Origin of the sequence: Paraburkholderia sp. BCC1886 (genome assembly GCF_900996245.1) — a bacterium.
Taxonomy (GTDB): domain Bacteria; phylum Pseudomonadota; class Gammaproteobacteria; order Burkholderiales; family Burkholderiaceae; genus Paraburkholderia.
In genome coordinates, this window is sequence record NZ_CAAJGK010000011.1 from 91,505 (window position 1) to 116,946 (window position 25,442).

Genomic DNA, 25,442 nt, shown 5'->3' on the forward strand with positions numbered 1-25,442 from the left:
GCACCACGCGAAGAGGCCGGCATCAATCCCGTCCTCGAGGCTCACGTGGAAGTACACACTACCTACCGCGCCGAGGAGGTCGCAGGTAAGCTGGGTCAGTATCAGGATCCAGAGCGTCATTCTTGGACGTATCCGAAGTTGGGATAGCGATGGGGGAAGTTCATCGGTGTCTTGCACACGGTGCACTCATGCGGGTACTGCGGTGGGTCGCTAAGCAGCATATTCATACCCGCTGGGCGCATCACCCCATCGCAACCTTCCACATCGCACTGGTAGTCAACGCTGACGACCTTTGCTGGTTTTGATGTCTGGGGCATCTTCTTTGTCCTCAACGTACTTCGTGAATGGATAGGTCTGATAAAACTTCTGAGTGCGGCCGCAGTGGCCGCATTTATGCTCGTACATCGGCGGACCAGACCCTTCGCCGAGAGACACGCTGACGTTTCCGCTGGGTAGCATCTTCCCGCTGACGCAGAGTGCGTTGGCGCAACGACGCTCAACGCGTACGACGCGCAGGGGAATTTCGATCTCTGACATGACGGGGTCCGGTTAGCCCTGCGATTGACTGGCGAGACGACGGTGCATCTCATCCATCGCGGCCTTGAGCGTGCGACGACTGATGCGACTCATCTGCTCATCGTGCAGCAGGATGGCGTCAGCGATCTTTCGACCCTGATCCTCATCGAACTGCCAGATGTTGAAGATCTGTGCGGCGTCGCGCGCGGCGACCGCACTGTCGAGTGCACCATTGACCACTGCGACATCCGCTTCACGCTGGTTGCTGTGTTCCGAGAGCACCAGTGCGATGTTCAGTGCACACACGATCGTCGACCAGTGCTCTTCCGATCCACGGCCGGCCCGCATTTCGCCGAGGGCGAGGTGATAGGCGATCCCGAGATCGAGCTGGATGCTCGTGTCCACTTTTGCCCGACTTTTATTTCTTTTGCTCATGACTGGGGCGGCGTTGAGTTATAGCTTGCTGGCCTGACGCTTGGCGATAGCGGCTTCCAGATTGTCTTCGTCGACGAGCTGACAATAGAGTGCTCGACCGTAGTAGGTCGCGACGTTGCCGGCTTCCTTCTGGTCGATAATCACCTTCGCGGCAAACCCGGCTTCGAGGAGGGCGTTGCGTGCCGACTTCGATGGAATGTCACCGTCATCCACCGGACCGCGTTCGATCAGGCAGATCAGGACATCAGTCCAGCCGGAAGGCAGACGACTGGTGTCGATCGCCTCGTCTTCCCAGGGCGCGCGCACGCGCTTCGAGTATGCTGTTACGTCCGGCATGACTTCTCTCCCTGGCCCGCCTCGGTGCGGGCTTTTATGACCTTCGTTTCAAACCAGCGACCTTCTTTGCCACACAGTCCGAACAGGCGGGCAGCGAACCATCCGCTTGACCGATGGATTTCGGCGCTCGGCGCATTCCAGAGGGTGCGACCAGTGGCCAAACTCACCGAGTCTACGTTTTGCGGGGCTTGGCACCGCACTCGGTCGAAAACGTCCTTTGCGCCATACCTGCAGTCTGTGCAGTGGTGCGTCATGTCAGTTCCCTGGGAACGCCTACGACAGGATCTGCTGGTGATGTCGCCTGCTTGGCGGCATCGATGGCTTTGCCGAGCAACTCGCGAAGATCGCTGTCATCGACGCCGAGTGGTGTGTCTTTCCTATCGCGACGCCGCCAGCTGGTTTTGATCTTCACGTACAAGGCCGCTACCATAATCGAGATCAAAACCCATGCGCCTAAAACCGCCAGAACTGTTTTCACGACGATGCTCCTACAAGTGAGGGTCGAGGAAGGCTTTCAGTTGGGACTTCGACAGCGCACCGACCTTCTGCGCGATCAGCGTGCCCTTTTTGAACAGCACGAGGGTGGGGATACCGCGCACACCGAAGCGCGCAGCGATACTTTGGTTCTGGTCCACGTCGACCTTAACGATCTGCAGCTTTCCTTGGTAATCCAAAGCGATCTGGTCGAGCGTCGGAGCAAGCAACTTGCACGGACCACACCATTCCGCCCAGAAGTCGAGCAGGACCGGCAGCTCTGCCTTGATCACGTCCTGTTCGAAGTTCGCTTCGCTGGTATGTCGAATTTCTGCACTCATGCTGCTTCCTTCAGAGGTTCTTTGGGTGTTGGGGCATACAAATCGCTGAACAAACGAGTCATCTGCTTGTTTTGGAGGTAAATTCCGAGCGACTCGCAGATTAAATAGAATACGGACGTGGTATCGGTGATGATCTTGCGCAGCGCCACTTGCGAGAGGATCTCTTTGGGAATGCCCACCGACTGGATGATTTGCTCAGGCACATGAAAGGTCGTGATCTGCTTCTTACCCGCCCTGAGCATCCACGACGCGAGCTTCTCCGCGAGGTCCCGGTCTTCCATCGCCGACAGCCACGCCTTGATCTTCGCGGGCGACTTCAGGTCAACAGAGATCTTCACCGAGCTATAGGGAGGCTCCGGCACCATGCCGTACTTCGTTCCGAACGTTTCGTTCCACAGTGTGTAGTAGGCGAAGTTCGATTTCTCTGGCGGCAAGGTGTACGACTCCGCGGTCTTGATCTGACCGATGCGGAAGTACTCGTAACTCGAGCGCTCAAGGATCGACGATCGAATCTCGTGTTCGAGGTCTGCGATCTCCTGGATGATCGAGAGGGCTGAGATCTGCTTCTCGGCCATGATCGTCTCCATGATGCGAACCATCATCGCCTTTGCCTGCGCCATCACTGCCCGCGGTGCGTTGGACGACTTCAAGTGCACGCCCTTGATCTCGGTGTCCTGTGCAGCGAGCAGGTTGCCTTCCTGGCAGCCGATCGAGGCGTAATAGTGCTTGGCCACTTGGGTTGGTACGAACACATCGAACTTGAACTCGTTCTTCATCGCCACCTGGAAGACGCGGCTCTCTTCAATCCCGAAGTTGGCCGACATGCGCGCGAGAATGTGCGTGACCGTCTGAGCGGACAGGAAGATCATCGTCGCCGCGACTCCGCTGGAGCGATCGTCATATCCGAGCTTCCCGCGGTTGTACCAGGTGACCCAGTCCTGCACAGTGAAGATGGTCGAGTCGGTATCGCCCATCAGCGCCGATCGTCGGATACTCTCTGGGAAGACGGCGAGCGAGGCAGGGACATTCTTCGTGACAAAGAACGCCCGGATGAAGTTGCGGTAACGCTCGACGGTCGAGCCAACGTGTTCGGTCGTCGACGCTAGCAACAGCTCCACTTCCCCGTTCACCGTGTCACTCACCTTGAGACCTCGCATCGCCGAAGGCACGAGTTGCGCGGCGAGCGCCACGTGATCTTCGTTCGCGCTTTTGAGCGTCTTGCGATGCGCATCGAAATCCACATCGGTTCGTCGCGGCCAGAGACAGGTCCGGACATGCTCGAAGTCCACACCCTCGACCGGGATCGTCGGGGAAGACAGATCGGTGATGAAGTCGCGCACGACTTGATCATTGAACCGCATCAGGTGATACAGGTCGCCCGTATAGACAAAGGCGCTGCGCTGAATGGCGGAGAGCTTCTTGATCAGCGCTTCAATCTGTTCGTGCTGCGCTTTGTCGCGGAAATACAGTTGTGTCGAGTACCGGATACACTCCATCGTCTCCTCGACGCTCGGGTGACGTATGCCGAACTCGGTCATCGCTGCGTCGATTGCGAGGTAGTCCGTGTTCTGAATGATCGCGATGATGTTGTTCTTCACGATGTCCGGCGACCAGTAATGCCGGTTGCCGTTGAGCAGCTTCTCGTTGTTGGCGGATCCGTAGCCCGCCGTGCAGCGACAGTTCGACGTCAGCGTCGAGTGGGCGGTCTTGTTGTAAAGCGGGGTGGAGGCGGACACATGCGCCCCTGAGCAGGCATTGGACGTGAGCTTCATGTTTGTCTGCTCGTTGTCCTTCAGGATGCGCAGCACTTCATTGCCATCCATCTTCGCCTTGAACATCTCGCCTTTGGCGACCTTACGGCGCGAGACGCGGTTATCAATGAACCCGGCGAGGAGCGACTTCTTGACCTTCGGGTGATAGTAGGTAGTGAGCGTCGGGGCGATCAGTTGGTGTTCTTTCACCGACTCCGCGAGATACCCGCCGAGCGTGCCTTCCACCTTCTCACGATCACCGTTCTCATTGCGACGCAGATACTGGATAGCCGGATCCTTGAAGGGGAAGCGACCATCGGCCTTCAGATTCTTCTTTACGTACTCGCGGCAATACTCCTGGGAGCGGCCGGTACGCAGTGCAAGGAACGCGCTCGCCTGATCAACATAATGGCGGAACACGTCGATATCGCGTTTGTACTCGCTCGCTGGTAGTACAAACGGGCTTTGGATTGCAGACATGGTGAGTCCCTCTCACTTGCTCGTACAGGATGAGGCGGGGCGGTAAAAAAGGTGTGTGCCGGCATAAAGAGAGCCGGGCGGCTCCCACAGGCAAAAAAAGAGGGAGGACCGAAGTCCTCCCTCGCAAGGTCAGAAAGTAGCGAGCGCACACGTAGCGCATTCGCATGGATGAAGCCCGGCGCGCCCAAGGAAAGGAAAACACGCCGCACCTCCAACTACGCTCGCTTCAAGCTACTTCCAAGGTGACTCCGACAACTCCCCTCGTCAGAGTTCCTGCAAGAATGTGACTCTTGACAGGCAAGCCGGGTGTCACCAAGCACCCTTTGCACCGCACGCGCGACTCGCCTGGGATCTGTGAACCCGCCCAAGCAATCCGGGGCATCACTCCCGAACAAACCATAAGCACATTGGGTAAATATTTACCTGCTCGGTTGATCCTAACTGCTGCTTGCGGTCGTGCTATTGATCGACACCGAGATGTTGGTATAGCCATTGCTGATGAGAGCGTTCTGCACACCCGTCACATCCGACGCCGTGACCCCCGAGATCGTCGCCGTGATCGTCTGATTGGTGGTCGCGACAATCGTGCTCTCGTTGATCCAGGGCATGCCAAGCGCGGTGATGACACCCTGCGAGGTCTTGACCTTGATGTAGTTGTACTGGTCCGCCCCAGTGGGCACCGGCGACGGCAGATAGGGCGCCACCTTCAGGTACATCCCCACCGTGTCGATGATCGCGTTGGCTGAGTCCTGATCGAGCGTGCCCAGCACCGTGACGTTATCGAGGCTGTTGCCAAGCACCGCGGTCGGGTAAAGACTGAAGCTGAGCACCTGACCGATCTGGTAGTTATACGACATGGATTTCACCAAAAAAAGAAAGGCTAAAAGGGGAAGTGAAAGAGCAGAATGTCGTTGCCGATAAAGCGATCGAAGCCGTAGTCGATATTGCTTTTCATGTTCCCATCGAGAAAGAGGCCCGTCTCAATGAGGCGCTGCTGGAGCGCGGCCGCAAATTCACCGGTCGCCTGGACCACCTGGCGGTACACGTCGAGACGGTGCTCGCCACGCAGTTCCGGGATCTCTATAGGATTCAAATTGGGGAGATCGCCGAATTCCGTTTCGTCCCCTTGCCACTCGATATACATGTCGAGGCACTGACGGACCAGTTCTTCGAAGGCGGCGGGAGAGAGGGTGAGGCCGGCGAGCCGGGATCGGTACTGAAGGATCAGGTCGCGGGTAGGGATGACCATCTTTTCGGGAAAGCGCACGTCTGATTCAGGGCGACACATGGCGCGCTCCGGAAGAGGTTATCGGCGTCGCACCTTCCGCAGGGGAGTGAGGACATAGAGGTCATCGTCTGTCGCAGTTTCCATTGGACGATTCAGGTGGATGACGGGGACGAGGGTGCGGGTGAGCACCATGTCGCGACCGATCCAGTCTGTGAGGTGGTAGTGCAGGTAGCCGTTGCGATAGAGACCGAGATTGCGGCACAGCGCGAGCACCTCGTTGCCGAACCGATAGATCTGGTTGGCACCAGCCGTCGCGCGCTCTACGGCTTGTCGATGGCGGCTTTCCAGATCGAAGCCGGGTAGGGCGAGATACGGTATCTCGCGCGACTCACCGGGCAGTGCCATCACATCGGAGAGCAGCTCATAGCACAGGGAAGTCAGCTGGTCCTCCGCGCGCTTCTCATACGCGAGACATTCCATCGCGCGGTCGATCAGGGAATGATCGTCCTCGGCGGCCATCTCCGGGATCTGGGCATAGAGCTCGGCCATTAAGCCGCGCGTCTCCAGGATGATGTTATCGGGCTCTTGCGGGCCCCTTACGAAATAGCCCATGACTGTCAGACTCCACATTCGACGATTACGCGGCTTCCCGATCGGTGCGCTCGAAGATCAGAAAACCATCGTTACGATACTGTTTGAAACGATAAGGAAAGAAACCATCCTGCTGATACGCCCCCAGGGTGTGTAACTCCTGGGTGACGGCTTCGCCGGCGAGGATGATACGCTGAGCGAGCTCAAGGCGCTCGGACTCTGTGACGTCGTTATGGCCCCAAAGACCATCTCCGAACGCCATGTGGTCTGCAATACCATACAGCTCACGCGAGTAAGAAATGTCCTGCACCTGGACTGAGCCAAAGAGTTGCTGGAAGAGCCAGTCGACATCAACAGTCGGCATAGGCGGCCCGACCACCCACTGGCGCAGAGCGCGCAGTGCGGGCGGTGAGGCCAGGACGAGGTGCTGCGATTCGCTCACGTCAATACTCCTTGCCGCGCAACGTACGCACGAAGACCAGCAAGTCATCCGCGATCCAGCGCGGCTGCAGACTGGGTCGGCTGCCGTCCTGCGCGATCTCGAAAAGCCGGGTGGCCAGATGCTGGTGAAGGAGGGTATCGGCCGCCAGTTCGATTTCAGCGGCAACGAAACGGATGACAGCCAGGTTCTCTGCCGCACATTCGAGCGCGAGTAGCGGAGAGTGGGGCGCAGTCTCACCCAGCTCGCTGTAATGGTCCAGTGCGAACTCAAAGTCGTCCAGCACCTTCGCCACGAACCCACGCGCTGTGCGATGGCCATGAAATGAATTGGTGGTGTAAGGGCTGTTAAAGGAACGTGTAAGCACCGCGTCCCGTATCACGTCCTTGATGCCCATCTCGTAGAAGGCGAAGAAGGGCATGTACTCGGCGTACTCACGAATCAGGCTTCGCGTATCCAGAACGAGAGGGGTCATGGGGCTTAAAGATAAAGGTAAGTGACACGCAGGTCATGACGCAACAGTTCGATCCGAACGTCTGATCCACTGGGAAAGTTCAGATCGGGCGCGGCCGCCCCCACGGTTTCAACGAGATGGACGAACGCTTCTTCGGCCAGGTGGTGGGCACTGGCCTGATCGACACCGGCGGCAACGAGATACGCTTCCGTACGATCGAGACGACCCGTGTTGCGCGGATCGGCGTCCTGCCCGAAGACTTCATCGAGGAGCATCTGCAGCGTCGCCCGGGTGAACGACTGCAAAGCCGATGACCGAACGTCGCTCGACAGATGAGGACGGGCCCGCTCCCGCACCAGACTCAGGATGTCGCTCACGGAAATCAACGTTACTTTATTCATGGTCTCTCCGTGATGGACGGGGTGATTAGCTGCGATAGGGGACCTTGTTCTGCTGGTGCCACTCGATGATGCGGTAGTCGAGCGACTTCTCCACGTACAGGCTGAAGCGATCCTGTCGGAGAAAGTGCACGACCCAGTGATCGTGACCCAGGAACTCACGGACCTGTGATTCGATTGGCAGCAGCACGCCCAAGATCTGTTCGTAGACTTCCGGCTCCTCGCGAAACTCGGGCTTGAGGAATTCGCCGTAAAGGGCCGGGGTCGAAACCACCGGTGGGTTCTCGCGCTTATCGCCGTAGTGACAGAGCAGGTCGCCGATGCAGCGCTTGATGATCGCGACACCTCGACCGGGCAAGGTTGGTCGGGATGAGAGGAAGCGCATCTGGCTGACCGTGATCGCCACATTGGCATCGAGATCGAGCACGGGCGCAGTCTTGTCAATGTGGTCGATACTGGTCACGACGACGCGCTCTTCGAGACCACTGCCCTTAAAGATGTTCGGGTCGCGCTGGTGATAGACACCACCAGGGACCATGACGGGATCGAACCGCCCCTTGATATAGACGCCTGAGGCTGGCTCGGTCAGGAAGTCGCCAATGACAGCTTCGAGCACAGCCGCTACGGGAAGAGGGTCCAGCAAAAGCGTATCGGTAACGGGGTACTCGTTCATGGTCGATTAAAGATCAGCGCGGTGTCTAAGAAATAGTGGAGGTACAGGTCTCTGTTCCGCACGCTCAGGCTGAGCGCCTGCTCGTCGTAGATGGCCGGTACCTTGATGAACGTACTTGTAAGCGTATCGATAGGGTAGGGCGATCCTGCCGTTACCTGAGCGTGGATCATGCTGTACACGCTGGCACCCCGAGTGTGTCCATGGACCAGAAGACCATAGACGTTCTCGATCTGGTGTCCAATGATCCACTGGAACGCATCTTCCATCGTGCAGCCCATCAGGCCGAACTCATCGCGATGAAAAAGCGCCTGCAGGCTCGGTTCAAGCAGTCTGCGAAACTCTCCGATGTCTTGTATCAGGGTGGCTTGTCGATACACCTTTGTAGGCTCCTTCAGCTATAGAATTTCGGGCCTACGTATATATTTCCTATTACCAGCGGCGCCAAGGGCGTTCTGATGCGTCTGGGAGGGTTAATTCTCTTCGTCACGCCGCCGCGTGATCTTGACCTTGAAATGCTTGTTGATCCACATACCCAGGATGATCCCGACGATGAGGATGATTGCCATGATGTTCTCCAGGACGAAATGACGGCATAAAAGGAAAAGTGGGGATAACCACGCCTCGCGATTGCGATCCTGGTGGCTATCCCCGATGCACTGCCTCTTGAGCGCGGCTGTGCGGTATAGCGGTACGACACTCTATGCTTACCCCGCTGAGTCGGTTGGGGTCCCATCATGACATCGTGCGACTCACGCCTACCGCAGGAAAGTGTCACGGCTTCCTTACGCGCATTGAGTAAGGACAGGCTGACACCGGCTCGGTAAGTCATCGATGGACGCGATACGTCTTCTCCCCGGAGCGGGGCGATTATAGCGATAGGAAATGGGTGATCGATGGCTCTCCAATAAAGGAGAGTCACAAGGCCTTAGCGTTTCATGATGCCCTCCTTCACTGACCGCAGCATCGCGCTGACCCGGTCTTCTGTAGGATGTGGTGAAGTCAATGGGGCGTGACTGAACGACCAGTGCAGTTGTCGGTACCCGCGAACGTCGAACGCGCGACAGCCCGCGATAGCACCACGGCATTGGCGCGAGAGAGCGGCGCCTGGAAAGAATGGCGGGGCGCCGATTGAAAAAGGCTTAGGCGAGTGCCGGGAATTCCTGCTTCACGCGATCGATCGCAGCCTGCACCGTCGTGATCTTTTCTGCTTCTTCGTCCGCGATTTCGAAACCAAACTCATCCTCGACAGACATGACGAGTTCAACCAGATCGAGCGAGTCCGCACCGAGGTCGTTCACGAAGTCGGCCTCGGGTTTGACGTCCGCCTCGCGCACGCCGAGTTGTTCGCACACGAGGCCGACGATGCGTTCATTGATGGTCTTTTCCATTTTCTTCTTTTCTCTTTTAAAAGGGAGTGACGGCTTGACTAGCCAGAGGACGACCTGATTCAAAGTCGATGCTGACAATCAGATCGAAGACACTCGGATCCCACGGGTCGGGATAATGACCATGGTTTTCCACGCCCAACGCCTTGATGAGCTCAGGGATATAGCCATGGTGCCAACAGACAAGCACCGTCTTGTTGACAAAGTGTTTATGCGTGAGCAGACGCTCACCCAGTTCCTTCGCCATCGAGTCCGGAAACGAGATGTCGAGTGGAACGCCCTTGCCCCAGTACAAGCGATCTTGCTGCATGAGCGGCGTGACTGTTTGCATGGGGCGCACGCTGCGCTTCGTGGGTGACGAGGCGTAGACGTAATCCGGGATCCCGTAGGTGTTCGGGATGTAGGTCGCGAGCAGGTCTGCCCGACGGTGACCGGCTTCAGACAGCCCCGTCTCGTGTTTGTTGTCAGGCTTCTCGGCGTGGCGCATCACGAGAATCTGCTTAGGGGAGTGCGACATCTCTATCTCTGGCTGGAGTAATTACCGATTCAACGAACTTCACCACTTCGCCCACGGTCTTGAGCTTCTGGCTAATCTTGGCCGGGATCTCGATGTTGAAGTCATCCTCGATCTCGAGGAGCATCCCGATCGTGTCGAGAGAATCCGCACCGAGGTCTTCCTCGAGGCGGTCACTGGCGTCCGGTATCGTCCCGATCATCCCCAGGTTCGTGGCGATGATGGCTTTGACCTTCTCCTCGATGCTGCGCATGGCGGACCTCGTGGGTTAGAACATCATGGTGAATTTCGAGACGACGGGTTGGCTCTTCTGGAAATTGATCACGTAGACCGAACCGTAATCGTTCTCCGGCCAGATTTCGGGATAGCTGCCCTCGGCCAGACCCAGAGCCTTGAAGAAAGCGGGTAGCTCTGCACGGGTCCAGCAGACGTAGACATTGATACCCGGATGACGGTGCTCGTAGCGCAGTTCATGGCCGAGGCGGAAAAGCGCGTTCTGATGAAAGGCGCCCGCATCGAGCATGGGGCAGTCGCGTTCCATCTGGTTGTGCAGTGGCTTGACGGTCTGGCCAGTGATGATGCTGATGTCCTTGGTGTCGCCGTAAAAGGCGGGCACGTAGATGTAGTCGGGCTTCCCGAAGTTGCGTGGCATCCAATCCTGGATATAGCGCGCACGGTCGTGACCGGTCTTGGAGAGCGCCGTGCCTGACTCATGCAACTCGGCGTGGCGAAACACCACGATGCGATCGGGCAGGTAGATATGACTGCGCGTCACATCGATCTCTACAGCAATATCTTCGACGGTGCTCATGGTGCGATCTCGGTGAAAGATGCAGGTGGTTTGGTATAGGCGCGCGCAGGTGCTCATACCAAACCCACCGCAAGGTTGGGTTGGCTCCAAAGGCGCCGCCTCCCGTAGGATCCTGGGCGCTGGAGTAGAGAAGGGTGGTGCTCACTGAACCGTAATCGCGTGCGATGCAGAGCCTATCCCTCCCTCGGGAGTCAGACTCAGTAACCCTTGATCTCATGGAACCAGGTCGGCTGATCAGGGCCGCAGCTGGAACTCAAGTCTTTCTCAGGTCAGATCGCTTTGATTGACGCCATTAGTAAAGGGCGTGCTCGATGTCTTATGTCAGTAGAGGGGTCTGGATAGCGGACTCGTCTGTCCCATTTGCTCATGTAAGACCATCCAGACGTGCGATCCATACCGTATCCTCTTTACGGCGGTATCCACGTCCGGGTGTGCAGATGGGTCTGGGACCAGCAGGTGCGCCTGCACATCGCGCACCGCTGTTGACGAGTATTCGACCTTGAGCAGGGTCCAATGCATGGGCGGATCAAACAGCCGCTGCAGGAACCCTACCCACCGCTTAAAGAACCAGACCCGAGTCGGTGGCTTGATCGGCACTGGTCGAGATGCTCTGACGACGCAGACGCGCCGCACCTTGTTCTTCCATCTCGCGCAGCACGCCGTTCAGATGCGAGGACACGTCGCCGAAGACGCCATCGGAGATGACGTAGTGGAACGGGGCCTGCACCTCCAGACGGTCTGCACCGTTGCCATCCAGATAGCCCACGAACTGCACTTCCGGGCGCACCGGCAGCGTCGGGTCGCTGCCCTGATTGGTCAGCGTCGCGATACTGATCAGATTGCCCAGCATCGTGAGGCTCGTCGGGCTGATCTTCTCGATCAGCGTCAGCGATGCGAGCGACGGACGGTGCGACGTGATCTTCTGGAAGTGGACCCAGTTGTACAGGTCTTTCGAATCGAGCTCACGGTTCTGACGTGAGTAGAGCACGCACAGGGCCGAGACGAGGCTTTCAATGCGCTGGTCGACAACCGCACGAGTCATCTCTGCGCTGTTTTGCAGATAGGACACCACGACCGGCTGCTCGCGCACGGTTGCGATCTTCTCGTACGACTTGATCGTGTTCAGCGTGTTCTCGGTGAACTTCTTCGTACTGTCGTCGCCCACGAGGATCGCCACTGCGGAACCATCGCGCGCGAGGATTTCCGAGAGGATCGACGGTGCGATCACCGAGCCGGAGCCGCCACTGCCAGTGGACAGGACGATGTTCAGATCCGTCGGCTTGAACTTCAGCAGGATGTCCGGCACGCGGGCTGCGATGTCCGCATGGTTCGCACGACGTTCCTGACCGGAGCCGTCCTTCTGTTCGCCGTTTGCACTCTCGATGAGATAGGTGCTTTCGGTATCGATCGCAGCATGCAGGTTCGATTTCGACGTGTCGATACAGACCACGCGCAATTCTGCAAACGCCGGATTCGCATCGGCAGCGAGGCGTGCGACCTTGTGTCCGATGTTGATACCACCGCCACCACATGCGTAGACCGTCACACGGCCGCGTTCACGGATATGCGTTGTCATGTTTTGTTTTCCTTGATTATTGAAGTACAGCTGGGGTGAATCCCTTCATACAAGACGAAGGGTGGATAAAAAAAGAACAATGAGTCGGTCTATTAGGGAAATCGTTTGATACGGCGTACTTATCTACAGCAGTGATATATCGCCGACTTTCTTTTACTTCCCGAGGTAGGCCATGTCTCCGATTTCGAAAGCCCTCTTTGAGATGAGCCGGCGCATCCCACCGGAGGTTCTGCAAACGGTCTTTGTGAAGCGTCTTGAACGCTGGCGCGATACGCCCAAGAGCATCGAGGAACAGATCCTGAGTCTGGTGATTCGTCCGCGGGTGCTACCCGACTGTGATCTCGTGGGTGGCACGCAGATCTGGGTGAATCTCGACGGCTGTCGCATCGGCGGCAGTGACGTCTACGAGACGATCTTCCGCATCCCCAAGCAGCGCACGAATGGTCGCTCGATCATGTCGGTGCTGGAGGTCTGCTTCACGGACCCGTCCCGGATCTCAGCAGCCGGAATAGCAGCGAACGGACAAAACAACATGATGTTGCAGGGCGGGCAGGCTGTCATGGATGCGATGGGGATGATTCCCCAGACGTCGACTGCACGGATCGAACTCATCGCGGAAAATACGGTGCTGGTGCGTGACGTGATGACGATGCCGGCGAACTCGTATCTGCGGTGCACGGTGGCGAACGACGAGAACCTGAACAACATCCAGTTGCGCAGCTATCACAAGTTCGTCAAGTTGGTGGAGTGGGCTGTGAAGTCCTACATCTACAACTTCTACATCGTTGACTTGGATGTCGGGGAACTGCGCGGCGGTCAGCAACTGGGCCGGATCAAGGAGATCATCGACACATATGCGGATGCCGAAGCGTCGTATGAAGATTTCCTCGAGCAAAAATGGAGAAAGGTCGCGTTCATGAACGACGACACTTCCTACAATCGCTACCTCCGCAGGATGATCGGCGGAAACCGATAAAGACGGACATAGAGGCCAGGGCGCAGGCCCTGGCTTTTATGCTGTCAGCTTATGGCGCGTTACGCCGCATGCTCGACCATGAGCTGGACGCGCCGTACGCCGTTCCATTCATCGCTTGCGAGGCGATAGACGACGGTGACGTGGTGCGGCAAGAGTTCCGCATGATTGAACCAGATGGCGTTGAAGCGCTCCCCGTCGCGCACAAGCTGTAACTTCAAATGCTTGTCCTTGATGAGCGATTGCGAGGCCACGACAAAATCACTGGAGAAGGTGGGTGGTGGGAAGCCTTGCCCCCACACCCGTTCCTCCAGCATGCCGATGAACTCAGGCGTGAAATACCCGCTCTCCAAGTCCCCATCCGTCTCCATGCTTCGCGACAGGATCTCGGGCGTGAGCCATTCTCGACCAACGGCTTCAAAGGCAGCCTTGAACCGCGGGAGGTCCGCACTTGCGATTGTGAGACCGGCCGCCATCGCGTGTCCGCCGAACTTCTGAAGCAGGCCCGGCTCACGCTTGGAGACGAGATCAAGCGCATCGCGAAGATGAAAGCCCGGAATGGAGCGCCCCGATCCTTTACAGACCGTGCCGTGTTCGTCACCGCTTGCAAAGGTAATGGACGGACGATGAAACTTCTCCTTCAGCCGCCCCGCCACAATGCCAATGACGCCCTGATGCCACGAGGAGTCATAGAGCACCACCGTGGCACGATCCGCACAGTCGACCGAGTCCAGTGCGTCCATTGCTTGTTGCTGCATACCGGCCTCGATGTCGCGCCGCGCCCGGTTCATGCTGTCCAGTTGCTGGGCGAGTTCATACGCGCGTCCGACGTCATCGGTGGTCAGACATTCGATACCAAGGGACATGTCGGACAGCCGACCCGCTGCGTTGAGTCGAGGCCCCAAGCCGAAGCCGAGGTCCTGGCTTGTCGCCACGTTCGCTTTTCTCGCCGCGGCGTGAAAGAGGGCAGCAATACCTGGCTGCATCTGTCCGGAACGGATGCGACTGAGCCCCTGCATCACGAGTATGCGGTTGTTCTGATCGAGCTTCACCACATCGGCAATGGTCCCCAGTGCGACCAGATCCAATAGCGAATCTAAACGCGGCTCCGGCTGCTCGCGATAGGTCCCGCGCGTCCGTAGCTCCGCCCGTAACGCCAGGAGGACGTAGAACATGACCCCCACGCCGGCCATGCATTTGCTTGGGAAGTCGCAGCCAGGCTGGTTCGGATTCACGATGGCGCTTGCCAGCGGCAGGACATCGCCGGGTAGATGGTGGTCGGTGACGACCACATCGATGCCGAGTGCATTTGCTGCCGCCACGCCGTCAACACTTGCGATGCCGTTGTCGACGGTGACCAGCATATCCGGCAGGCAATCCGATTGACGTGCTGCCAGTGCAACAATCTCAGGCGTCAGGCCGTACCCATATTCGAAGCGGTTCGGGACGAGATAGCTGACGTTGGCGCCGAGCATGCGCAAACCGCGAACGGCCACGGCACACGCGGTTGCGCCGTCACAGTCGTAATCGGCGATCACGAGCATGCGCTTGCCGGCTGTGATGCCGTCAGCCAGGACGCTTGCCGCTTGTCCCATCCCTTTAAGCAGTGAAGGGGCAAGGAGCGCCTTGAGCCCCGTGTCACATTCGGTTGAGGACAGGACGCCGCGTGAGGCGAAAAGGCGAGCGAGGACAGGATGCAAGCCCCCGGCCGCGAGGTTGGCTGCTGCGACGGGATCCACGGGACGTGGCGTGATTTGCGTCATGTCAACCCCATCGGGCGCTACCGCACCTGTCATTCCAGCCTTCGCGCATCTGGTGCGCTGCGATCTCCAGCGGAACACGCCCGGATAAGGTTCCCAGACCCGGGCACAACACGGTCTTGAACCCGTAGCTGATCGCGCGCTGCATCGCCGCGCGCATCGCCAGATACGGATTGCGCGTGCCTGCTGGCAGCGGACCCGGCAGGCGCATGGTAGGCGCAGAGATCAGCCACTGGATATTCGGGTGGACCGTGCGCAATGTGATCGCGTCACCAACCGGTAGCTCGCCGTTACTATCGTTGGCGATGAGATCGATCAGGCGCGTCTCGAGCGCATAGCCAAAGAACGTGCGGTACGCCTTGTCGATCCCGCCCGTCATCCAGCCGAAGCTATTGGCAGGCGAGACAATGGCATCGGCCTGAAAGCTCAGGATGTCCGCCACGCGGCATTCGACCTGCGTTTCCGGGACATCGCGAAACGCCACCTTGAGGTGACAGATCAGTTCTTCGTTTTTGTCACAGAGGATCAGCTTCATTGGGGGTTCCCTCCGAGGAAGTGTGGAATCCAGCCTTTATCGGACGCATCGCGCAATGCGCTGTGCAGTTCAATGAGACGGCGCCCGAAGTTGATTTGCACCGACTCGTCGCCGTGCGAGAAGAGATGCCGCATCGGGTCGCCAAAGAGAGCATGGAGGCGGTCCAGATCGAATCGGAACTCTCTCGTACTCAGATTGCTCCCCGTGACGAATCGGACCAGCGCGTCATCAGGGGTCATCAACGAGAAAACCCCGACGCCGTTCTTTTCTCGGCGCTGAATTAACACGACGGGGCCGATCATCGTCTTCAACCCGATGGCGCGCATGCCATCCGGTTGCTCGAACTTGAAGTACCGGTCGTAGGTGAACACCGCACGCTCGATGAGCCGGGCAAATTCGGGATAAGACGTTGTGTCATTCAGGATGATCGGCTCGTCCGTTTCCGGCACGGTCCGGATGACCTCCCACCATTGCTCGAAGTAACGGGCAAAGTGGATGCTGCCGGGCGTGGCCCACGGTTGGTCGCCCCGGAACGCCTCGACCCGTTGCTCGATCGCCGCGATGTCGAACTCTCGGGTGACCGTGTTGGTTTCAGTGATCGTCACGCGCGACGGCGCTGTCTTCTTTGCCGCACCGCGCGTTGTCCGTTTAGCGGCGGGGGCCTTTTTGGCTGCGACTTTCTTTTGCTCAGTCATGGTGGCTATTTGCTTGGTTGAAGACGTACTCGAGCTTCCCTCGCCGGTACAGATGCTTGCTCACTTGGGATAGATCAAATCCGTACCTATTGATAAAGGGTGCGCTGTAAGAATGAAACATCTCCTCACAGACGGTGCAGTGCGGCTTGTCGTGATCCAGCTCGCGTAACATACGGTCCACCAGTCGCAGGCCAATACCACGGCTCTGGTAGGGCGGGGCCACACGGATGCAGCGCAGCTTGGTTTCCCCGTCGCGCGCCTTCCCTAGGCCGACGCCGATGAGCTGGTGGTGCGCTTCCGCCACGACCAGCACGTCATTTCCCGTGACGATCCCCGGCATGCACTGGTTCACGTACCAGTACTCGAATTCGGGGTAGTAGACGCTGAGCGAATCGAGCAGGGTTTTTGCACGCACCGCATCCACGAAGGCATGGCTGCGGCGAAACGTGATCATGCGGTAGGTGCCTGATGTGCCCACCAGCCGTCCCTGACGTCTGCGGGACGTTCATGCGCCGCAGGCTTCGGACCCCACACTTTCCGACCACCGCGCATGCCGGCGTCGAAGATTTCCTGCTCGGTCGGTGCGCGACCATTGGCAACGACGAATGCGCCACGGAAGCCACCGTACGTGGCAGGCGTCACGAGCATGGGCGAGCGCTGTGAGCGATGCGCTTGCTGCTCTTCATAGAACGCGAAGACCTTCGAGAGCCGCACATGCAGGTTCTGGCTGTTGTGGTCATCGTGTCCCGGGCGACGTGTGTAGCCAAAGATGTCCAGATAGGTTCCCAGATCCGGACGGCCGTTCTGGTTGAACCGCACCATGCCGGTGCCCCGGATCGGATCGGGCATCTGAAGCCGGTAGCTGGTCACGCCGATCTTCAGCGTCGGATGGACTTCCTTCGGGACATCCACATCCTGCGGCGTTTCATAGATCACGACCGGGCCCACCTGCGTACCCAACGCAATCATCCGGTTGCCGTCTGGAAATTGACCGCGGATGTACACACCCGGTTCCAGCCAGTAAGGTAGGTCGTCCGGCTCACGGATATCGATATCTCCATTTGCCTTGTGCTGCAGTGGCTCGGTGATCTCGTTGCGGATCTCACGCCACTTCGATTCAAACCACGACACATATGGCGTGAGCTGGTCGCGCAACTGGCTTGGCATCGTGCGCAGTGCATCCCAGCGCGTGTGGCCGACACGCTTGAGCTTCCACTTTTCCTGAGCAGCCCGCACCTTCTCGGCGTATTCCGCCTGACGTTTCACCAGCCGTTTTGCCGTCTTGCCGATGTGATGTTGAAAGAACGCACGGGCCCATACCAGATCTTTCGGAAGAACATACATCTGCGCCACGGTGCAGGTGTGGGTGTACTGGTTCAGTGCGCCGTCCGAGACGCCGTTACCCAGCTTGTGGTCCTTACTGACCATCAGCCCTGACTTCGAGCGATAGAAGGTCGTCAAGATCTCGTGGATAGATTCCTGGCCAAAGGCATGGCGCAGGATCACGATGTCATTTGCGAATGTCTTTACGGGTTCGTTGCTCATACTGCACCTTCCTTTTTCTTGCCGAGTTTGTTTTTCTCGAGCACGCTTTCAATACGCATGATCAGGTCGTCGGGCGTCCTGTGCTGGTATTCCTCGTTGTGTGCTTTGAGATGATCGAGTGCTTCTGCGAGCAGCAGGCCAAGACCCTGCACGGCTTTACCTGCCAGCGTCTCTTCGAGGTGGGCTTCCACACGCTCACCCGTACTCACGATCTCGGGAAGCGTATTGGGTGGCGAGGCGAGAGGGCGATGCAGGAACGTCTTCTCATGCTTCTCGTAGACGGCATTCGTCACGTCGGACACAGAGAGCAGGATGTGTTCGGTCGAGGAGCCCACAGCCGGCTTCCAGTGGTCGGTGGCGGCTTCGCCCTCCGGCACGAGGTAGCAGATGTCCGACAGAACGGGCAAACGCTTGTCGCCCTGTTCCGGCATCAGGAACATCTTGGCTTTGACATTCACGAAGCCCGCGGTACGCAGCGCTTCGGCGATAAGCGCCTGCACGAACATCTTCGTCATGATGTCGTGGCTGTTGATCTGAATCCGTGTTGCCATGGCTGCGGCCTCGGTATGCTTTTTGATTGGAGTAGTGATGCACCATACCCTTGGCCTTCGCGATAAAACTTGCCCGGCTAATGAAAAAAAAAAGAGAGCCGCTCGGCTCCCTCTTGATCACAGCGACTACGACTGCTCGTCACCAGCGTCCGCGTCCAACCGATGCGCGAGTTCTTTCCCGAGAGTTTTGAGTTTGCGCTCTGTTCGATTGATGCCGCGAGTCGTTGCCGTTATCAACCTAGCGACCTCTGCAGCGTCTTCATCGACTACCTTCTTCAACTCGTCCATCTGCTTCTCGTAAGTTCTCTTTACGGTGGCTGTGCGATTAATGTCGCTTTTGATTTCGTCTTGGCTACGCATGGTCACTCCTGTGGATTGGTAAGAGAGTGATATGTGTCTGAAACGGCATAAAGGCAGGCTTTCGGCCTGCTCAGAAAAGAAAATGAACGATTTCGTGGCCCGCCAATTAATTAGTCTCGGATCTCGTAAAAGGCACCTCCGGTGCCTTTTACTCGCTCCTCGCCTACCAACCCCAGGGGTCGATATGCTAGGTTCGCAGGGGGTTTAAATTGAAGGTCTGACCGACCTCTTCATATCTATAGTTTCAGTGGGCAAAAAATACTTCGAGTAAGCATGGTGGCTTGCAGCCATTGAACAGTCTGAGCAGCGTGGCTGCTCAGAGAGGAAAGAGCCAACCGCTCAGGGTGTTCTTTTAAAGTTTTTTGTCGGTACTTAGGCTAGGGGTCTGGGGTCCCCTAGCCAGTGTGCTGTGGGCAAAGCCGAAGGCATAACGGCAGACAGGCAGCACACAGACCACACCACCAGATCGAACTACCAAAGGGACAAAGACTTTCTTAAAAACCCAATAAAAGGGGCGCGGAGGGCGGCTGGCGGGCGCGGCAGGGGCGGGCAGGTAGCGAAGGGTGGGCGAGGGGCGGCAGCGGCTGGAAGGGGCGGATTTCCGAATCGGTGATTCGGATAGTTCTAATCCTGTGTTCCGCGTGCTCCGCGCACGCCACCTCATTTCTGTCATGGAAGCCAACGATGCCTTCACTCCTGAAAGTCGCCCTCGAAGGCGATAGCGCCGAACCGTTTGCCAGCACCTCCTCCGATGCCACCGATAAGGACATGGTCGAACTGAAGGGGCCACTCGCCGATGTCTTCACGCAAGTGCTCGCCAAGGAATACGCCCGTGCTGATCCAGCAGCCGCGCCGGCGACTGAAGGCGTTGCCACCGAGTCGCAAGCCAATGACGCTCTGGCTGTCTCGGAACTGATGGACAACATCCAGCTCGCCAATGACACGACGCCTGCGGGCGACGGGGCACTCACCGTGTACGGCGTGGCCGCCGCGGATGTGAAGCCGGAGCACATCGTCGAAGTGAGCCAGGACTTGGCCAACCGGGATGCGGACGACATGGAAGACTTCATCCTCGTCATGGATGCGACCCAGCCGTCGGTGAACAGTCCCGAGTCGAGCAATGCTGAGCCGCGCTTCGAAAAGCTGGGCGAGGCGTTGGAGTCGCTCGTCGACGCGTACGGTGGTCACGTCTTTCACAGTCTCGAAGGGTTTGCGAAAGCGTACTTGGAAGACAAACGTGCCGGGCAAGGAAAGGAGTAAGTCATGAGCGTCGACGAGAAAATCCTGGAGGCGCGCCTACGCGAGCTACAGCTCACTGCCCCGCGCAATAAGCCGGCGGACATTGACGCCGTGATCAAGGGGACGACCTACACCGTCTTGCCGAGCAAGAAGGTCATGGTCTGCGAGATCACGCTCTTCAACGGCTTCACCGTGCACGGTTTCTCCTACGCGGTGTGTCCGGAGAACTTCAACGAAGAGATTGGTCGCGAAGTGTCCTTCAAGGATGCCCGCGAGAAGATCTGGCAGATCGCAGGTTTCATGCTCCAGCAGCGTCTCTATCAGGAAGCGCTACGGACCGCCTAACGCTATCTTCGGCACCGGTTTCGGCCGGTGCCGCTATGCCGTCTCGTTGCCAATCATTTGACCTGAGCAAAAAAAGAAGGAACGCGAAAAGCGGTGCGTCCCGTCGGAGCCTTCAAGGAAGTAGAAACCACGTAGGTCTCTTTCCTCGTAGGAGGTGATAGCGAACACTGGTAAGACCGATTGCTCGCCCAGCCGCGCTGATGCTTGGATAGACGACTCCATCGATGGATACGCGGTGTCCCATTTCATCTAAGCGGTTTCGTGAACCCAAGAATTTGGCTGGATCCCTCCACGCCTTTTTTAATCCCTCGGCCAGTCGCTGCCGCTGCTCGATAGTTCTCTTTTGCCCCGTCGTCTTGGCAACGATCTTAGCGAGGCTTTCCGGGGTGACAGCTCTCCCTTTTTGCCACGCTGAGAGTTTTGCTTTGTGCTCAGGGGTAAATACGATCCCCTTCCGCCCTGCAGAGATCTTCGCGCGGTGTTCCGGTGTGAACTTGATGCCGAACATCGTCCGCTTGACATCCTTTTGGATGTTGACCAGAAGCCCGGATGGTTCATGGTGCTTTATGACGTCCTGTTCCAGCTTGAAAGCGGATTCTCGGAGATCCATGGCACTTCCAGAAACTGCCACGACAAACAATTCCACGTGGAAGCGTGGATCTTTGTTGAAGAGTCGTTGCAAGTGTTGATTGGGATGGCGTTTGGCCTTCAGGTCATTGAAATGCCTCGCACGTCTGACCGCAAGGTCAATCGCGCTACCTACATAAACCTTCTTGGAAACCAAGTGGGTCAGGACATATACACCGCACAGCTTCGGCGTGCGCGTCGGCTTGGCGCCAGTCCAAAGTAAATCAAGTTCCATGGAAACATCCTACGGTTGTTAGCGCAGGATAGTGATATGTGGCCAAGTTTAAATTCAAGGAAAACAGTATGGCTACTGCCCGATCGATTTCTACCGTTTTTGAGGAAGCGTGCGGTCAATTGGTGTTAGATTCTGCGTTTGCTAAAAGGCTGGCGACTTACCAGAGCAGCTGGAAGCACAAAAACGACGACCACATCAAATTCTTTGGTGGCAATCTCCTCGGTGTCGAAGTGGTGCGCTTTACGGAAGCTGATCGCGACCAGTGGTTCGATGAAATCCTGAAGGCGGATCAGAACAACCTGAGCGAGCAACTGCTGGCGCTCCCCACGGTGAATCCCGAGTTCAATGTGTCGAGCGACACGATGAACCTGTCGTGTGCGTGGCTCATGCATGTGCTTTACACCTCACCGAAGCTGAATCCCCAGCAGAAGCATGACGCGATGCTCGATGTGGCGCTGGTACTGAACTACAAGTTCCTGACCTCGCGTCTGTTTCGTCATTTCAAGTACCCCGCTGATCGCGCGACGGCGGAAGCGACCTATGCCGCGCTCTCAGGCAAGTTTGCGATCAAGCAGTTGGGTAGTTGGGCGCGTGTGCTCGAACAGCGTAGCGAGGATCTGATTTCACCGGAGGGACTGCACTTCAATGCGATCTCGCGAATGAATAACGATCTGGAGGTGATCTATCTTCTGAACGACACGCAGGGTCGTATCCGGGACATGCTCAAGAACATCTACGATGTCTTCATGCAGATCCATCATCAGGGGATCCGCATCCAGTCCACGTCTTCGCTGGTGGACTACGACGGCGAAGTGGTACTGAAGGACAAGAACAAGAACGTCTTGGCCTATACGCGCTATCTCCACGCCATCGTCACGGACAAGTCATCGTTCATGCGCGAGGAGCTGATGGAGCTGATCGAGAAGCTGATGCATACGACGCCACCCCGTCTTTTCCGGGAGACGCTGGGCTGGCTGTCGGATAACTATCGGCAATCAGGCGCTGGGAAGATCGAGGAGCTCTTGAACGAGACCCTCATCCACAGTTTCGACTACCTGGCCGAAGAGCGCACGATGATGCGTAGCCACGTTGATCTGCCGACGTTACTCGCACGTCTGAAGGGCGTGTACACCTCTTCACGCAGCATTGACCCCGCGCTCTTTTCGCTGCGCGATAAGGCGCAGTGGTGTGTGAAACAGGCTACGGGCAATCGCAATGACTCAGTCATTGCATCGGTTCGGACCGCAGTTCTGCTTTACGTGGTCATCCGGACCATGACCATGCAGCACTACACCAACAAGTAGGGCACACGCAGAGGGCATACCCCGCGCGGTGCGCACAGAAGGTGGAGTCTCTTCATCCTTACTTGGATTGACCCGTTATGGCAGTACGAGATGTGATCGGCGAAGCGGCCCGGGCGATACTGGCGCGATTCACTGCGCTAGTGCTCGGACCTTCATCGGAACGCGTTGCGAAGGAGCCGCCCGGCGGCATCAGCAGTTTGACGGTGACCACTGTCCACGGTTATGACGTGATTCTTTGCTGCGAGGCGAGTTACATGGAGCGCTGCTACACGCGCTTTTATGTGCCGTCGCGTTTCATCGCAACCTACCGTGTCTATGCGATGGTGCCCCTCGATGCACCCGAGCGCTTACGCACGTTGGCTGGAAATTTCTCGATGACAATTCCGCGGCGGTATGGATCGCTCGCCCAGGAGCCGGCACAGAAACGCGCGGCGCTCCAAAGCTATCTGGATGCGTTGTTCCGCCGTCTTGAGCGACGCATTTATACGGACCAACGGTCGATGCGTTTGTTTGGTTGACGTCATAAAAGGCCAGGGCTCTGCAGCCCTGGCCCTTATGCCCTTATGCCGCCTGCCGCACGAACCGGCGTTCATATTGCGACATCGACGTGGGGAGCCGATCGCTGAAGGAACCGTGCAAGTTGTTCGAGAGATTGTGCCCCGCCATGCGGTTGGTTTCCCGGCGCAGTCGCTCCCGACGTTTCTCACGCGACTTGGCGATGAGGGTATCCAAGCTGAAGGTCTCGTCGACTTCCGCCACGCGCTGCTTGTCGAGCAGTCGCAGCTGGTGCTCCAGCTTCATGATGATCCACTCATTGTCTTCCCGGCTGAGTTCTTCATAGAGTGCCTCCATCGCCTCCAGAACTTGCTGCTGTTCCTGACGCTGTTCGCGATCCATGATGGTCTCTTCGGTCTGTCCGCCCAGTGCAGCGCCAATGCGACGCTGATCGATCCCGTAGAACGACAACTGCTTGCCGCGTGTCAGCAAGAAGTGCACGAGGAGCCAGCCAATGACCAAGTCATCATGCCCGCCGCTCGGGTGATCGATACGGCCATTCTTCGAGATGAGGGAAGTGATCTGGTCGATCAGGGCCTTGTCGTGCACCATGCTGCAAGCGCGCTTCGCAGCCAGCTGCAGCGTCGTGGAATACAGCTCACTGCGGGACGTGAGACCTGAGCCCCCCGAGGTGCTGAATCCAAAGAGCTTCTTCAGGCGGGCGTAGACGTCACGATTGCGACGACCCATCGGCACGGAGATCTCCTTGAAGCGCTCCGGATACTCGTCATATTCCTGCACGACCTTGCTAAAGAGCCGACGGAACGGATCGATGCCGTGCTCTGGGAGCATCAGGCAGAGGAAGTCCAGCACGGCGACCCCGGTACTGCGGTTTTCGATGACGGCCGTGAAATTCTCCCAGCGCACGAACCAGCGCGAGAACCACTGACAGAAGGTGATCAGGTTGGTCTCGTTGTAGGTGCCCGCTGCGACCACTTCCAGCGTTTCCACGTCGACGAGGATGAGCGAGATATCATCGCCGCCTGAGGCATTGGACGTATCCATACCCAGCACGAATTGTGAGTCCAGCATGCGCTGTTCGATCTCTTCCTCCTCGATATACCAGCGCGTCGTGTAGCCTTCCGGGCTGATCTCCGTGTGCTTCACGTCCTTCACGCTGTTCGAGATGGCCTTCAGCACCGCGATGGGGATCGGGTTGGTGAGCGAGCCGGCCGTCCACATGTTGAAGAAGTCTCGGTTTGCATCGTCGCCGCTGGAGGTCGACTCTTCAATCTTGCCCCGCAGCCACTGGTCGGTCTTACCCAGCTGACGATGGTTCAGCGTGATGTTCACCCGGTAGACGCCCCCGCCTTCGCCGCGGGAGGCCTTGCGGATCATGTGCTCGAGTTCTTCCGCATCCCGCGCATCAAAGAAACGCTCCGTCCAGATGGCGGCCGCTTGCAACAGACCGTAGATGAAGGAACCGTCCTTGTCATCGATTTTGCCAGCGGTCGTCGTGAAGATGGTGCCGTACTGGCCGCCATTGGCTTTCACCTTATCCACCGCCGCACCGGTTGCCGCCAGTGCCGAGCCCACCGCGATCTTCACGTTCGGCTGGAAAGGGCCTTCGTCGATGTGCATGATGGGCGAGGTCAAACCGCGACCCAGCTTGTAGGCACCTTTTTCCGACGCCTGCGGGACGTGCGTCTTGTAGATGTTGAAGCGCGAATTGACCGTGATCGCTTCGCTATTGTTCGTGTCGACCTTCGGGTTGCGCTGTTGCAGATAGCCCGGCAGCTCGTCGATGCATTTCTTGAGCCGGTCGATGTTGGTCTTGCGAAGGATTTCGTCCTTCGTCAACAGGTTGATTTCCGTCCGTTCGCAGACGATGTTCAGGAGCAGCGACATCAACAAGTCGGTGGACAGGGACTTTCCGGTCTGACGGATCTGGATGAGAAACGTCATGACGTGGTTGAAGAAGCACCAGAAGAGGGCCACGTTGCCGCGGTTGCCTTCAAACTGTGTTGCGTCTCCACCCCCGATGGCGGGTACCCGTGCGACCTCGCGCATGTAGTACCAGCAGTTATTCGCACACTCCACCGCAATCATGATCATCTCTTCGCGGGTCAGGTCCGGCGCAAAGGGATCAACGCCTTGCAGGCGAGGGTTCAGCAAAGCGAGGGGGAACGCGTGGTTCTTGATCCCCATTTTCTTGTACAGCATGACCAGACGGACATAGCTCTGGTTGCTCGTCTTCGTATCGATGATGGCGTTCGGATACTTCAGCCAGTCGGATTCAAATAGCAGCATGGTGGACCTACAGACGTGTGGGTGCCTGCCAAAGACACCGAAGCGTCTGGCAAGGGGCAAACCTTC

The 25,442-nt window shown here is 57.8% G+C and carries 33 protein-coding genes; 5 read left to right on the top strand and 28 right to left on the bottom strand.

Features of this window, described 5'->3' with window-relative positions:
* Window positions 1-276 precede the first annotated feature (276 nt).
* From FQ746_RS00565 to FQ746_RS00655, 19 genes are all read right to left on the bottom strand, one after another.
* Window positions 277-537, bottom strand: coding sequence for a hypothetical protein (locus tag FQ746_RS00565; RefSeq protein ID WP_144106659.1), 261 nt, complete (start codon window positions 535-537; stop codon window positions 277-279).
* A gap of 12 nt (window positions 538-549) precedes the next feature.
* On the bottom strand, window positions 550-921 hold the full coding sequence (locus FQ746_RS00570) for a hypothetical protein (protein ID WP_144106660.1): 372 nt from the start codon (window positions 919-921) through the stop codon (window positions 550-552).
* Between the two features lie 48 nt (window positions 922-969).
* Entirely contained in the window at window positions 970-1,287 is a 318-nt protein-coding gene (locus tag FQ746_RS00575; RefSeq protein WP_144106661.1) for a hypothetical protein, read from the bottom strand.
* A gap of 250 nt (window positions 1,288-1,537) precedes the next feature.
* Window positions 1,538-1,765 (bottom strand): hypothetical protein, encoded by a 228-nt coding sequence (locus FQ746_RS00580; RefSeq protein ID WP_144106662.1) that lies wholly within the window; start codon window positions 1,763-1,765, stop codon window positions 1,538-1,540.
* Between the two features lie 10 nt (window positions 1,766-1,775).
* The gene (gene trxA / locus FQ746_RS00585) at window positions 1,776-2,102 is read right to left on the bottom strand and encodes a thioredoxin TrxA (RefSeq protein WP_144106663.1); all 327 of its coding nucleotides are present in this window, start codon (window positions 2,100-2,102) and stop codon (window positions 1,776-1,778) included.
* Window positions 2,099-4,333 (bottom strand): family B DNA polymerase, encoded by a 2,235-nt coding sequence (locus FQ746_RS00590; protein WP_144106664.1) that lies wholly within the window; start codon window positions 4,331-4,333, stop codon window positions 2,099-2,101. Before FQ746_RS00590 ends, trxA begins: the two co-directional genes overlap by 4 nt.
* A gap of 437 nt (window positions 4,334-4,770) precedes the next feature.
* Entirely contained in the window at window positions 4,771-5,190 is a 420-nt protein-coding gene (locus FQ746_RS00595; RefSeq protein WP_144106665.1) for a phage DNA polymerase-associated SH3 family protein, read from the bottom strand.
* A 23-nt stretch (window positions 5,191-5,213) separates the two neighbouring features.
* Window positions 5,214-5,621, bottom strand: coding sequence for a hypothetical protein (locus tag FQ746_RS00600; RefSeq protein WP_144106666.1), 408 nt, complete (start codon window positions 5,619-5,621; stop codon window positions 5,214-5,216).
* An 18-nt stretch (window positions 5,622-5,639) separates the two neighbouring features.
* Entirely contained in the window at window positions 5,640-6,173 is a 534-nt protein-coding gene (locus FQ746_RS00605) for a hypothetical protein (protein ID WP_144106667.1), read from the bottom strand.
* 25 nt (window positions 6,174-6,198) lie between these two features.
* Window positions 6,199-6,594: a hypothetical protein gene (locus FQ746_RS00610; RefSeq protein WP_144106668.1), complete on the bottom strand. Its 396-nt coding sequence runs from the start codon at window positions 6,592-6,594 to the stop codon at window positions 6,199-6,201.
* Between the two features lies 1 nt (window position 6,595).
* Window positions 6,596-7,066, bottom strand: a complete 471-nt coding sequence (locus FQ746_RS00615; protein ID WP_144106669.1) for a hypothetical protein — start codon at window positions 7,064-7,066, stop codon at window positions 6,596-6,598.
* A 5-nt stretch (window positions 7,067-7,071) separates the two neighbouring features.
* The gene (locus FQ746_RS00620) at window positions 7,072-7,446 is read right to left on the bottom strand and encodes a hypothetical protein (protein ID WP_144106670.1); all 375 of its coding nucleotides are present in this window, start codon (window positions 7,444-7,446) and stop codon (window positions 7,072-7,074) included.
* A 25-nt stretch (window positions 7,447-7,471) separates the two neighbouring features.
* Window positions 7,472-8,116, bottom strand: a complete 645-nt coding sequence (locus FQ746_RS00625) for a hypothetical protein (protein WP_144106671.1) — start codon at window positions 8,114-8,116, stop codon at window positions 7,472-7,474.
* Window positions 8,113-8,493, bottom strand: a complete 381-nt coding sequence (locus tag FQ746_RS00630) for a hypothetical protein (RefSeq protein ID WP_144106672.1) — start codon at window positions 8,491-8,493, stop codon at window positions 8,113-8,115. Before FQ746_RS00630 ends, FQ746_RS00625 begins: the two co-directional genes overlap by 4 nt.
* A 762-nt stretch (window positions 8,494-9,255) precedes the next feature.
* Window positions 9,256-9,504, bottom strand: a complete 249-nt coding sequence (acpP, locus tag FQ746_RS00635; protein ID WP_144106673.1) for an acyl carrier protein — start codon at window positions 9,502-9,504, stop codon at window positions 9,256-9,258.
* Window positions 9,505-9,520: 16 nt separating this feature from the next.
* Entirely contained in the window at window positions 9,521-10,018 is a 498-nt protein-coding gene (locus tag FQ746_RS00640; protein WP_144106674.1) for a histidine phosphatase family protein, read from the bottom strand.
* Complete coding sequence (acpP, locus tag FQ746_RS00645) at window positions 10,002-10,268, bottom strand: acyl carrier protein (RefSeq protein ID WP_144106675.1); 267 nt, start codon at window positions 10,266-10,268, stop codon at window positions 10,002-10,004. Before acpP (FQ746_RS00645) ends, FQ746_RS00640 begins: the two co-directional genes overlap by 17 nt.
* Window positions 10,269-10,283: 15 nt before the next feature.
* Window positions 10,284-10,826: a hypothetical protein gene (locus tag FQ746_RS00650; protein WP_144106676.1), complete on the bottom strand. Its 543-nt coding sequence runs from the start codon at window positions 10,824-10,826 to the stop codon at window positions 10,284-10,286.
* A gap of 559 nt (window positions 10,827-11,385) precedes the next feature.
* Window positions 11,386-12,402, bottom strand: a complete 1,017-nt coding sequence (locus FQ746_RS00655; RefSeq protein WP_144106677.1) for a hypothetical protein — start codon at window positions 12,400-12,402, stop codon at window positions 11,386-11,388.
* A 172-nt stretch (window positions 12,403-12,574) separates the two neighbouring features.
* Between FQ746_RS00655 and FQ746_RS00660 the strand changes: the two genes are divergently transcribed.
* A complete protein-coding gene (locus tag FQ746_RS00660; protein WP_144106678.1) occupies window positions 12,575-13,378 on the top strand; it encodes a hypothetical protein in 804 nt (267 codons plus the stop codon).
* Window positions 13,379-13,437: 59 nt separating this feature from the next.
* Here the strand turns inward: FQ746_RS00660 and recJ are convergent, their stop codons facing one another.
* From recJ to FQ746_RS00695, 7 genes are all read right to left on the bottom strand, one after another.
* Complete coding sequence (recJ, locus tag FQ746_RS00665) at window positions 13,438-15,138, bottom strand: single-stranded-DNA-specific exonuclease RecJ (protein WP_144106679.1); 1,701 nt, start codon at window positions 15,136-15,138, stop codon at window positions 13,438-13,440.
* A 1-nt stretch (window position 15,139) separates the two neighbouring features.
* Window positions 15,140-15,670 (bottom strand): macro domain-containing protein, encoded by a 531-nt coding sequence (locus FQ746_RS00670; RefSeq protein WP_144106680.1) that lies wholly within the window; start codon window positions 15,668-15,670, stop codon window positions 15,140-15,142.
* The gene (locus FQ746_RS00675; protein WP_144106681.1) at window positions 15,667-16,365 is read right to left on the bottom strand and encodes a hypothetical protein; all 699 of its coding nucleotides are present in this window, start codon (window positions 16,363-16,365) and stop codon (window positions 15,667-15,669) included. The genes FQ746_RS00670 and FQ746_RS00675 overlap by 4 nt, the downstream gene beginning before the upstream one ends.
* Window positions 16,358-16,819: a GNAT family N-acetyltransferase gene (locus tag FQ746_RS00680; RefSeq protein WP_144106682.1), complete on the bottom strand. Its 462-nt coding sequence runs from the start codon at window positions 16,817-16,819 to the stop codon at window positions 16,358-16,360. The genes FQ746_RS00675 and FQ746_RS00680 overlap by 8 nt, the downstream gene beginning before the upstream one ends.
* The gene (locus FQ746_RS00685) at window positions 16,816-17,910 is read right to left on the bottom strand and encodes a hypothetical protein (protein WP_144106683.1); all 1,095 of its coding nucleotides are present in this window, start codon (window positions 17,908-17,910) and stop codon (window positions 16,816-16,818) included. Before FQ746_RS00685 ends, FQ746_RS00680 begins: the two co-directional genes overlap by 4 nt.
* On the bottom strand, window positions 17,907-18,461 hold the full coding sequence (locus FQ746_RS00690; RefSeq protein WP_144106684.1) for a hypothetical protein: 555 nt from the start codon (window positions 18,459-18,461) through the stop codon (window positions 17,907-17,909). Before FQ746_RS00690 ends, FQ746_RS00685 begins: the two co-directional genes overlap by 4 nt.
* 126 nt (window positions 18,462-18,587) lie before the next feature.
* Window positions 18,588-18,821, bottom strand: a complete 234-nt coding sequence (locus tag FQ746_RS00695) for a hypothetical protein (RefSeq protein WP_144106685.1) — start codon at window positions 18,819-18,821, stop codon at window positions 18,588-18,590.
* Between the two features lie 684 nt (window positions 18,822-19,505).
* On the opposite strand from FQ746_RS00695, the gene FQ746_RS00700 reads away from it, so the two are divergent.
* Complete coding sequence (locus tag FQ746_RS00700) at window positions 19,506-20,081, top strand: hypothetical protein (protein WP_144106686.1); 576 nt, start codon at window positions 19,506-19,508, stop codon at window positions 20,079-20,081.
* Between the two features lie 3 nt (window positions 20,082-20,084).
* Complete coding sequence (locus FQ746_RS00705; protein WP_144106687.1) at window positions 20,085-20,405, top strand: Gp49 family protein; 321 nt, start codon at window positions 20,085-20,087, stop codon at window positions 20,403-20,405.
* Window positions 20,406-20,517: 112 nt separating this feature from the next.
* Here the strand turns inward: FQ746_RS00705 and FQ746_RS00710 are convergent, their stop codons facing one another.
* Window positions 20,518-21,267, bottom strand: a complete 750-nt coding sequence (locus FQ746_RS00710) for a GIY-YIG nuclease family protein (protein WP_144106688.1) — start codon at window positions 21,265-21,267, stop codon at window positions 20,518-20,520.
* A 68-nt stretch (window positions 21,268-21,335) separates the two neighbouring features.
* Here FQ746_RS00710 and FQ746_RS00715 point away from each other — a divergent pair, with 68 nt between their 5' ends.
* Together FQ746_RS00715 and FQ746_RS00720 are read left to right on the top strand one after the other, a co-directional pair.
* The gene (locus FQ746_RS00715; RefSeq protein WP_144106689.1) at window positions 21,336-22,571 is read left to right on the top strand and encodes a hypothetical protein; all 1,236 of its coding nucleotides are present in this window, start codon (window positions 21,336-21,338) and stop codon (window positions 22,569-22,571) included.
* A 92-nt stretch (window positions 22,572-22,663) separates the two neighbouring features.
* Window positions 22,664-23,089, top strand: a complete 426-nt coding sequence (locus FQ746_RS00720) for a hypothetical protein (protein WP_144106690.1) — start codon at window positions 22,664-22,666, stop codon at window positions 23,087-23,089.
* A gap of 43 nt (window positions 23,090-23,132) precedes the next feature.
* Here the strand turns inward: FQ746_RS00720 and FQ746_RS00725 are convergent, their stop codons facing one another.
* Window positions 23,133-25,376: a hypothetical protein gene (locus FQ746_RS00725; protein ID WP_144106691.1), complete on the bottom strand. Its 2,244-nt coding sequence runs from the start codon at window positions 25,374-25,376 to the stop codon at window positions 23,133-23,135.
* Window positions 25,377-25,442 lie beyond the last annotated feature (66 nt).